This is a genomic window from Streptomyces spiramenti, from assembly GCF_012034385.1.
GTDB lineage: Bacteria > Actinomycetota > Actinomycetes > Streptomycetales > Streptomycetaceae > Streptomyces > Streptomyces spiramenti.
In genome coordinates, this window is record NZ_JAAVJB010000184.1 from 1 (window position 1) to 10815 (window position 10815).

7 protein-coding genes are annotated in these 10815 nt (G+C 75.4%); all 7 read left to right on the plus strand.

The features are described 5' to 3' along the window. Positions 1-2027 (plus strand): iron ABC transporter permease (locus HCJ92_RS18500; RefSeq protein WP_167934733.1); only part of this gene is annotated, 2027 nt, incomplete at its 5' end. A gap of 341 nt (positions 2028-2368) precedes the next feature. Continuing rightward, entirely contained in the window at positions 2369-4180 is a 1812-nt protein-coding gene (locus HCJ92_RS18505) for an IucA/IucC family protein (protein ID WP_167934734.1), read from the plus strand. A gap of 214 nt (positions 4181-4394) precedes the next feature. Further along, positions 4395-5963, plus strand: coding sequence for a pyridoxal phosphate-dependent decarboxylase family protein (locus HCJ92_RS18510; RefSeq protein WP_338054248.1), 1569 nt, complete (start codon positions 4395-4397; stop codon positions 5961-5963). Next, the gene (locus HCJ92_RS18515) at positions 5960-7786 is read left to right on the plus strand and encodes an IucA/IucC family protein (protein ID WP_167934735.1); all 1827 of its coding nucleotides are present in this window, start codon (positions 5960-5962) and stop codon (positions 7784-7786) included. The genes HCJ92_RS18510 and HCJ92_RS18515 overlap by 4 nt, the downstream gene beginning before the upstream one ends. Then, a complete protein-coding gene (locus HCJ92_RS18520) occupies positions 7783-8412 on the plus strand; it encodes a GNAT family N-acetyltransferase (RefSeq protein ID WP_167934736.1) in 630 nt (209 codons plus the stop codon). Before HCJ92_RS18515 ends, HCJ92_RS18520 begins: the two co-directional genes overlap by 4 nt. Further along, positions 8409-9857: a lysine N(6)-hydroxylase/L-ornithine N(5)-oxygenase family protein gene (locus tag HCJ92_RS18525; protein ID WP_167934737.1), complete on the plus strand. Its 1449-nt coding sequence runs from the start codon at positions 8409-8411 to the stop codon at positions 9855-9857. The genes HCJ92_RS18520 and HCJ92_RS18525 overlap by 4 nt, the downstream gene beginning before the upstream one ends. Positions 9858-10180: 323 nt before the next feature. Further along, on the plus strand, positions 10181-10738 hold the full coding sequence (locus HCJ92_RS18530; RefSeq protein WP_167934738.1) for a Dps family protein: 558 nt from the start codon (positions 10181-10183) through the stop codon (positions 10736-10738). Positions 10739-10815: the final 77 nt, after the last annotated feature.

Sequence of the window (10815 nt, forward strand, 5' to 3'; positions counted from 1 at the left end):
GTCGTGCGACGACCGCGGCCCTGGTGCTCCCGGTCGCGCTGCTCGCCGTGGTCGCCGTCCACCTGGGTCTCGGCGCCTCCGGCGTCGGAACGGGCGACATCATCGCCCATCTGTTCGGTCGCGGTGATCCGTTCACCGGTGACGTGCTGGTCGGCAGCCGGCTGCCGCGCACCCTCACCGGGCTGGTCGTGGGCGCGGCGCTGGGTGTCGCGGGGGCCCTGCTCCAGGGCGTGACCCGCAACCCGCTCGCCGCCCCCGACACGCTCGGTGTCAACGGCGGCGCCTACCTGGCGGTGGTCGCGGTCGCGTTCACGGGCGTCAGCCTGGGGCCGCTGCCGGCCGGGGCAGCCGCCTTCCTCGGCGGTCTCGCGGCCATGACGGTCGTCCACCTCCTCACCCGGGGCGGGGTGCTGACCGCCGGGCGGGTCCTGCTGGCGGGGGCCACCGTCGCGCTCGCCACCACCGCCTGCGCCGCCTTCCTCCAGATCCTGGACACCCAGGCCACCCAGGGACTCTTCTTCTGGGGCAACGGCACCCTCCTCCAGTCCGATCTGACGCGCCCGCTGGTGGTGGGCGCGCTGGTCGCCGTCCTGGCGTGCTGCGCACCGCTGCTGGCGCGCCCGCTGGACCTGCTGGCCCTCGGCGACGAGACCGCGCGGGCGATGGGCGTCCGGGTGGAGCGGATACGCCCGGCGACGCTGCTGCTCGCCGTGGTGCTCTCCGCCGCCGCGGTGTCGCTGGCCGGTCCGATCGGCTTCGTCGGGCTGATCGCCCCGGTGGCGCTGCGCTCCCTCGGCATCCGCAACCACGCGGCGCTGCTGCCGTTGTCCGCGCTGCTCGCCGCGGTGGTCGTGCTCTCCGCCGACAGCGCCGCGCAGGTGGTGTTCCCGGCCTCCGCCGGCCACGGCGAACTGCCCGTGGGCATCGTCACCGCCCTGATCGGAGGCCCGGTCTTCATGCTCCTGGCGCGGCGCATCCGTACCGGCGACGCCGACACCGGCGCCGCGGTGGTCGTCGGTGACGGCCTGCGGCGCGGTTCCTACCGGCTGTTCCTCGGCGGAGCGCTGCTGACACTGCTGGGCGCCGTCCTCCTGGGGCTGCGCATCGGCGACGCCGACGTGGGCTGGGCCGACATCGGCGCGTTCGTGGTCGGCATGGGCCCGGACGGGGCCTCGGGCGTGCTGGGGTACCGGCTGCCCCGGGTCCTGGTGGCGGCCCTCGCGGGCGCCTGCCTGGCGCTGGCCGGAACCGCCGTGCAGTCGGTGGTCCGCAACCCGTTGGCCGAACCCTCGCTGATCGGCGTCACCGGCGGCGCCTCCCTCGGCGCGGTGTTCGTCATCGCGGCCGTCCCGTCCGCCCCGCTCGTGGCGCTGCCGCTGGCCGCCGCGGTCGGCGGTGTGGTCGCACTGGCGGTGGTCGTGGCGGTGGCCCGCGGTCCGCGCGACGAGCGACGGGGAGGCGGCCTGGACCCGACCCGGGTGGTCCTCGTCGGCCTCGGGGCGTCCGCAACGGCGACCGCCCTGGTCAACGTGCTGGTCGTCGGCAGCCAGATGAACATCGCCGGTGCGCTCACCTGGCTCGCGGGGAGCACCTACGCCAAGGACACCACGGCGCTCGGCTGGCTCGCGGTGCCCGCCGCGGTCGCCGTGCTGCTGGTCCTGGCGGCGCGTGCCGTGGACCTGCTGGCGCTGGGCGACGAGTTGCCCCGCGCGCTCGGTATGGACCTGGGCCGGGTGCGGCTGCTGGTCCTGGGAGCCGGGGCGGTGATGGCGGCGGGTACCGCCGCGGCGGTGGGCGCGGTGGGTTTCGTGGGGCTGCTCGCCCCGCACCTGGCGCGGCGCCTCGTCGGTACGGGGACGCTGCGTGTCGCCCCGGTCGCCGCGCTGCTGGGCGCGACCCTGGTGGTGGTGGCCGACGCGCTGGGCCGGTGGCTGCTGGCACCCGTGGAGATCCCCGTGGGGATCGTCACAGCGGTCATCGGCGCCCCCTACCTGATCTGGCTGCTGCGTCGGCGCGGGACGCCCTGAGTCGGCACCCCGACCCCTCCCGTCCGCGGCGACATGCCCCGGGCCCGCAGACGGCGTCGCCGCCGTTCAGGGCCCGGGGCACGCGCCGTCGGCGGCCCGCGCGGCTCGGCGGCGGGGGAGCGGTGGCCCGCCCGGCGGGCGGCGGTCGTCCGTGCCACCGCTCAACCCACGCTCGGTCAGGGCCTCTTGACGCGGCATCCGGGAGCGGGATAGCGATACGTCGTAGAACGAACGCGGACTGTTGCGGAATTAGGTAAGCCTTGCCTAAGCTGTGGGGCGCGTGCGGGTCCCCGTACGTCTCGCACGCCCCCCACGTCCCTTCCGTCTCCCGGAGCGACCACATGCGCGCGCCCCACGACCACCCCGTCCCCCGGCTCGACGCCGTCAGCCCCGCCTCCTGGCGCGAGGCCGGCCGCCGGCTCCTCGCCAAGGCCCTCGGCGAATGGTGCTTCGAGGACATGCTCAAGGCCCTCGACAGCGGGGACGGCACCTACCGCGTCGATCTCGACAGCGGGATCACCTACCAGTTCAGTGCCACCCCCGGGGCCTTCGGCTGGCTCCGCGTCGACCCCGGCTCGGTCACCCGCACCGGCACCGGGATGCTCGGCAACAGCATCGCCGAACCCGCCTGGGACCCGCAGCGGTTCCTCCTCGACGCAGTCGGCAGCCTCGGCACCGACGCCTCGACCGCCGCCACCTACTTCACCGAACTCTCCGCCACCCACGCCGTGGACGCCGCCCGCCTCGAACACGGCGGCACCTCCGTCGCCGCACTCCGGACCCTCGGCCACGCCGAACTCGAATCCCACATGACCGGCCACAACCTGCTGGTCGCCAACAAGGGCCGGGTCGGCTTCTCCGCCACGGACGTGCGCGCCTACGCCCCGGAGTCCGGCCGACCGGTCCACCTGACCTGGCTCGCCGTCCACCGCGGCCTCGCCGACTTCCGCGGCACCCCCGAACTCTCCGAGCGGGAGATCCTCCACCGCGAACTCGACGCCGACACCCGCGCCGCCTTCACCGCACGCCTCACCGGCGCCGGGCTCGACCCCGACGGCTACGTCTGGCTGCCCGCCCACCCCTGGCAGTGGGACAACACCCTCCAGACCCTGCACGCCGCGGACATCGCCCAGCGCCGCATCGTGCCGCTCGGGGACAGCCCCGACGCCTACCTGCCGGGCCAGTCGATCCGCACGATGACCAACGTCACCACGCCCGGCCGCTACGACGTCAAGCTGCCGCTCCGCATCCTCAACACCCTCGTCTGGCGCGGGATACCGCCGCACTGCACCGCCGGTGCCCCCGTCGTCACCCAGTGGCTGCGCGGGATGCTCGACACCGACCCCTACCTCACCGACGAGACCCGGACCGTCTTCCTCGGCGAGGTCGCCTCCGCCACCGTCCGGCACCCCTACCTCGAAACGCTCCCCAACGCCCCCTACCAGTACCTGGAAACGCTCGGCTGCATCTGGCGCGAGCCGGTGGAGTCCCGCCGGGACGCCACCGAACGCGTCCGCACCTTCGCCTCGCTGCTCCACACCGACACCGCCGGGGACGCCTTCGTCGCCGAACTGGTCCGCGCCTCCGGGACCGAGCCGATCCTCTGGCTGCGCCGCCTCTTCGACACCCTGCTCCACCCGGTGCTGCACGTCCTCCACCGCTACGGGCTGACCTTCAACCCCCACGGGCAGAACACCCTCATCGGCTTCGACGAGAACGACCTGCCCGCGCGCCTCTACCTGAAGGACTTCGTGGACGACGTCTGCGTCTCCTTCACCGACACCCCCGAGCGGGGCCCGGAGCCCGACGGCCACGACCACGTGCTGCCGCGCAAACACCCCTCCGTCATCCGCCAGCACGTCATGGACCAGATCTTCGTCGGCCACTTCCGCTACCTGGCGCCACTCTGCGCCGATCAACTCGGCATACCCGAGCAGGATTTCTGGCGCACGGCCCGCGAGACCGTCCTCGCCTCGCGCCGCCGCACCCCTGAACTCGCCGACCGCCACACCGCCTACGACCTGCTGACCGAGCAGATCCCCCGCTACGGCCTCAACCGCGACCGCATCGTCGTCACCCGCTACGGCGACCGCGCCCTGCGCCACGCGCTCCACCCCAACGGCACGCTGCCCAACCCGCTCGCCGCCCACTGACGCCATCCGGCGCGCCCCGCCCGCCCCGAAGGGCCGGCGGGAGCACCCCCCGCGAGCCCCACTCGCACGCAGCCACCTCACCACGCAGCCACACCGGGCGCGCCCGCGCCCGAGCCCTCGCACGACCGCGCCCCGGCCCGGCGCGCGCGCCCGCGCGCCGACCACTGCCGGGGCGCCGTCCGGCCGTGCCCACGACCCACCCCGTGGAGAACCCGTGACATCCCTGGCCGAGGTCCCCCTCGCCCCCGCCGACACCACCCCCGCCGCGGTCCGCCTCGCCGGAACCCGCGCCGGGCTCGCCGACATCTCCTCGCTGCTCGCCGGCGCCGTCGGCACCTCGCTCGCCCACCACGCCCCCGGCCCGCTGCCCGCCGGAACCCCCGCGGAGGTGCTCGCCGCGGCCTCCCGGGCGCTCGGCCCCGCCGCGCTCCCCGAACGCGGCGCCGGCGAGCTGCCCGCGCTCCAACTGCTGGCCCGCGTCATGAGCGAGTACGGCGTCAACCTCGCCCACCCGCACGCCGCCGCACACCTCCAGCCCCCCACGCTGACCGTCGCGGTCGCCGCCGACGTCCTCGCCTCCGCCGGCAACGGTTCCCTCGACACCTACGACTCCGGACCCGCCGGCATAGCCGTCGAACGCTGGCTGATCGGAGCCCTCACCCGCCTCGCCCGCCTCGGCCCCGACGCCGACGGCGTGCTCACCCCCGGCGGCTCCCTCTCCAACCTCCTCGGCCTGCACCTCGCCCGCGACGCCGCTGCGCTGCGCCGGGGCGTGGACGTCCGCCGCCACGGCGTCGCCGCGCTCCCCGGCCCCCGCGTGCTGTGCAGCGAGATCGCCCACTTCTCCGTCCACCGCGCCTGCGCCGCGCTCGGCCTCGGCGAGGACGCGGTGATCCCGGTCGCCACCGACCGACGGCACCGCATGCGCCCCGACGCCCTCGCGGCGCGACTCGCCGCGCTCGGCCCCGATGAGACCCCCGTCGCCGTGGTGGCCACCGCGGGCACCACGGACTTCGGCACCGTGGACCCGCTCCCCGCCATCACCGAGATCGCCGCCGACCACGGCGTGTGGACCCACGTGGACGCCGCCTACGGCTTCGGCACCCTCTTCTCGGACCGGCTCGCCGGTCGGCTCGACGGCATCGAGGCCGCCGACTCGATCACCCTGGACCTCCACAAGATCGGCTGGCTGCCCGCCGCCACCAGTGTCCTGCTCGTCTCCGACCCCGCCGGCTTCGGCGCCCTCGACCGCCAGGTCGCCTACCTCAACCCCGCCGACGACGCCGACGCCGGGTTCGACGGCCTCCTCGGCCGCAGCCTCCAGACAACCCGCCGCGCCGACGCCGTCAAGGCCGCCGCCGCCTTCCTGGCCCACGGCCGCTCCGGCCTCGGCGCCATGGTCGACCGTTGCCACGACCTCGCACGCCACGCCCAGACACGCATCGAGTCCGAGCCCGCCCTCGAACTCGTCGCCGGCGCCGACCTCACCACCGTCGTCTTCCGCTACCGCGGCGCCGACCCCGCTCACGACGACCGCCTCAACGCCGAGCTCCGCCGCTCCCTGCTGGAGAGCGGCACCGCGCTGATCGGCCGCACCGAGGTCCCCGTACCCGCCGTCGGGAACGCCGCCGTTTCCGCCGCGGGCGGTGCGCCCGGCCGGGTCTGCCTGAAGTTCACCCTCCTCAACCCCGCGACCACCACCGACGACATCGACACCCTCGTCGCGGCCGTCCTCGCAGCCGGACGCCGCTGCGACCACCTCGCCCGGGAGCGCACCGCATGAACGCCACCCCCACGACCGGGTACGCCCCCGCACCCGGCACCCCCGCCGCGGTCCCCGACCCGCTGCACGGCGCCGAACCGCGCGCCGCCGCCGAGCACGCGCATCTGGAGGCGCTGCTGCGCTGCTGGCTGGCCGAGACCGGCCACCCCGTGGCGGCCGGGCCGCTCACCGTGCGGCTGCCGTCCACCGGCACCACCCTGACCACCGAGGTCACCCACGCCTCCGCCACGGGCTGGCACCGCTTCGGCCCGGTCCGGCTCCACGGACCGGCCGGGCCGCTCGGCGACACCGCCGACCCGGTCACCGCCGTCGCCCTCGTCGCCGCGGAGGCCGTCCACCGCGGCGCCGCCGCCGGTCGCACCGCCCCCGCCGCCGCGGAGAACGCCGACCTCGTGGAACGCACCGCCGAATCGGTGCGACGCGTCACCGGGTTCCTCACCACCCGGCGCGACCACCCCGAACCGCCCGCCGGCACCGACGCGTTCCTCGACTCCGAACAGGCGCTGCTCCTCGGCCACCTGCGCCACCCCGCGCCCAAGAGCCGGGACGGCATCTCCGAGCCCGACTGCGCGCGGTGGTCGCCCGAGACCCGCGGCTCGTTCCCGCTGCACTGGTTCGCGGCCGACCCCTCGGTCGTCTCCCACGACGCCGTCGCCGGCGCCCCCGCCCTCGGCGGCCGGGACACCCCTCGGCTGCTCGCGGACCTCGCCGGGTTCGACCCCGGCGGCGGCCGGATCCTCGTCCCCGCCCACCCCTGGCAGGCCGCCGACCTCCTCGCCCGGCCCCGGATCGCCGCGCTGGTCGCCGACGGCCTCCTCGAACCCCTCGGCCCCGCCGGACCGCACTGGTATCCGACCTCCAGCGTCCGCACCCTCTACCGACCCGGCTCGCCGGTCATGCTCAAACTCTCGCTGGGGCTGCGGCTGACCAACTCGCGGCGCGAGTCCACCCGTACCGAACTGCTCCGCGGCGTCGAGGTCAACGAACTCCTCGACCTCGGTCACGCCGACGCCACCTTCGCCGCCCACCCGGGGTTCGCCGTCACCCGCGACCCGGCCTGGCTCGCCGTCGACGAGCCCGCCGCGACGGGAGGCCCTGCCGCGACCGGGCTCGACGTCTCCGTCCGCGAGGTCCCCGACGGCGTGGACCGGCTCCGCTGCCTCGCCGGACTGGTCGCGCCCCGTCCCGGCGAGGGCCCCAGCCGACTCGCCGCCTTCGTCGCCGGGCTCGGGCCGAACGCGGCGCCGCGCTGGGTCGCCGAGTACACCGACAAGGTCCTCGTCCCCATGCTCCACCTCTACGCCGCCACCGGCATCGGCCTGGAGGCACACCAGCAGAACACCCTCGTCCGCCTCGACGCCGCCGGCCGCGTCACCGGCGCCGCCTTCCGGGACAACCAGGGCTACTACCTCGCCGCCTCGCACTTGCCGCCGCTGCTGCACCGACTGCGCCGGGACACGTCCACCCTTGCTCTCGTCGACGACGAGCTCGCCGACGACCGGCTCTCGTACTACCTGCTGCGCAACCAGGCGTTCGCCGTCGTCGGCGCCCTGGCCGTCGACGGTCTCGGCGGGGAGGAGGAACTCCTCGCCGCCATGGCGGCGAGGCTCCGCGCGGCCCTCCCCGCGCTCGCCGCGGCCGGCCCGGACGGCGACCGGCTCGCCGCCCGCTGGCTCAGCGCCGCCACGCTTCCCCTCAAGGCCAACCTGCTGACCCGCCTCCACGGCATCGACGAGGTCCTGGCACCGCTGGACTCCCAGTCGGTCTACCTCGACGCGCCCAACCCGCTGAGCGCCGCCGCCGGCACGGGGGAGGGCCGGTGAGGGCCCCGACCGCCGGGCGAGGGGCCGAGTACACCCCCGCCACCCCTGACACCCCCGCTACCCCCGGCACCGTCCCACCGCCGCCGCTCCCGCCGGTCGACGTGCCCTGGTCGCTGCGCCCCGCCGACCCGGACGGCGGGGACCCGGCGACCCTGGCCCGGTGGATGGCCGAGCCCCACGTCGAGGCGTTCTGGCACCAGGCGTGGCCCCGCGACCGCTGGGCCGCCGAACTCACCGCGCAACGCGGCGGCGACCACAGCCTGCCCTGCATGGTCGCCGAGGACGGCCGGGACCTCGCCTACGTGGAGATCTACCGCGTCGACCGGGACCGCCTCGCGGGCCGCTACCCGCACGACCCCCACGACCTGGGGGTGCACATCGCGGTCGGAGCCACCGGCGACACCTGCCGCGGCGTCGGCCGTCGGCTCCTCGGCGCGCTCGCCACCGCCCTGCTCACCGCTGACCCGGCCTGCCGCCGGATCGTGGCCGAGCCCGACCTCCGCAACGCGCCGTCCATCCGCGCCTTCACCGCCGCCGGCTACCGCCGCTGCGGTGAGGTGTTCCTCCCGGAGAAGACCGCAGCCCTGCTCGTCCACCCGCGCAGCGACAAGGACCTGCCTCGATGAGTCGACCCGCTCCGGAAACCCCGGACGCCCCCGACGCCTCCCGCGCCCCCGGCCCGGCCGCCGTTCACGACGTGATCGCTGTGGGCTGCGGGCCCTTCAACCTCGGCCTCGCCGCGCTGGCCTCCACCGTGGACGACCTCGACCTGGTCGTCCTGGAGGAGACGGCGGAACTGCACTGGCACCGCGGGATGATGTTCGACGACGCGTCGATGCAGGTCAACTTCCTCGCCGACCTCGTCACGCTGGTGGCGCCCACCCATCCGCTGTCGTTCCTCGCGTACCTCCACGACCGCGACCGGCTGTACCCCTTCACCGTCCGTGAGAACTTCTTCCCCAGCCGCGTCGAGTACGAGGACTACCTCCGCTGGGCGGCGGCCCGCCTCCCCTCGGTCCGCTTCTCCCACCGGGTGCTCGCCGTCCGGCGGGACCCGGCCTCGGGGCTGTTCGTGACGGAGGTCGAACGAGCCGACGGCACCCGCCTCCGTCTCGCCGCCCGCCACCTCGTCGTCGGCACCGGGACCGCGCCCCACCTGCCCGACGCCCTCACGGAGCTGCCTGAGGAGCGCCTGCTCCACACCGGGGAGTTCCTGCACCGCGGCGCGGACCTCGACACGGCCGACCACGTCACAGTCGTCGGCTCCGGCCAGTCCGGCGCCGAGGTCGTGATCCAGCTGCTGGAGCGGAACCTCGCGGGCGGCCCCGCCGTCTCCTGGCTCTCCCGCACGCCCTCCTTCGCGCCGCTGGACTACACCAGGCTGGTGCTGGAGATGACCACCCCCGACTACATGCGGTACTTCCACGGCCTGCCCGAGGCCACCCGCGACCGGCTGCTCGCCGAGCAGTGGCAGCTCTACAAGGGGGTCTCCGCCGACACCCTCGCCGCCGTCCACGAACTGCTCTACCGCAGGCAGCTCCGCCACGGGCTGCGCCCGGTCGAGCTCCGGCCCGGCGTCAGCGTCCTCAGCGCCGCGACAGACGCCGGGACGGGGACCGACGGCGGGACCGCGCCGGACGGTGCCCCGGCCACCGCCGGCGTGCTCCTCACCTGCCGACACCGCGACACCGGACGCACCTTCGAGCACCGCACCGATCTCGTCGTCGCCGCCACGGGCTACCGCGCCCGGACACCCGCCTTCCTCGCCGCTCTGGAGCCGCTGATCCGCCGTGACGCCGCCGGTCGCCCCGTCGTCGGCGCGGACCACGCCGTCGCCCTCGACACGGGCGGTGCGGGGAAGCTGTTCCTGGCGGGGACCGAACTGCACAGCCACGGCGCCTCCGCCCCCAACCTCGACATCGGCGCCATCCGCAACGCGACCATCCTCAACGCCGTCACCGGCAGAGAGGTCTACCGGCTTCCCAAGACCACCGCCTTCACCGACTTCGCCCCGCCCCCGGCGGCGCCCGCCGACTCCCTCCCCGGCACGGGGACCGCGGCCGACGTCTGACACCGGTCGCCCCGCCGCCCCGCGACCTGCGCCCGGGCGACCGACCACGCCACGAACCGCCGCGCCCTCACCCACCTCCGTGGGGTGGGGCGCGGCGGTCGTCGCACGTTTGGCCGCATCCCGCCGGGCAAGGCGATCCCTCCGGCGGGCACCCGCCACTCCCGGGCCGGGGGAGCCGCAGCCAGGGCACCCGTCCGCCGGACGGCTCCGCCGCCCGTTCCCCGTGGATGCCGCAGCCGAGTGAGCAGGCCGACAACCTGGTCTGAAACCGCAGGATCGGGTAGGAGAAAAGCGGAGATACCCGCACAGAACGGAGCGTCATCATGGCTGCCAGCGCCAACCCGAAGTACACCGTCCCCGGCCTGACCGTCGAACAGGCCGGCGAGCTCATCGGCATCCTCCAGATGCGGCTGCACGCCCTGAACGACCTCCACCTGACGCTCAAGCACGTCCACTGGAACGTCGTCGGGCCGCACTTCATCGCCGTGCACGAGATGCTCGACCCCCAGGTCGACCGGGTGCGCGACATGGCGGACGACGTCGCGGAGCGTGCCGCCGCCCTCGGCGGCGTCAGCCACGGAACCCCCGGCGCGCTGGTCGCCGCCCGCTCCTGGGAGGACTACAGCGTCGGCCGCGCCGGCGCCATCGCCCACCTCGGTGCGCTGGACCTGGTGTACTCCGGCGTCGTCACCGACGTCCGCAAGGCCATCGAGCAGGTGGGCCCGATCGACCCCGCCACCGAGGACCTCCTGATCGAGCAGCTGCGTGATCTGGAGCAGTTCCAGTGGTTCGTCCGCGCGCACCTGGAGACCTCCGGCGGCGAGCTGCGCACCGCGGACGCCGCCACCGAGGTCGAGGCCGCGCGCCGCGCCGGCCAGTGAGACCCGGGCCCGCCGTCACCGAGCGCCCGGCCCCCGCAGCACCGCCTCACCGGGGAGGACGCGGCGGTTCCGCGGCC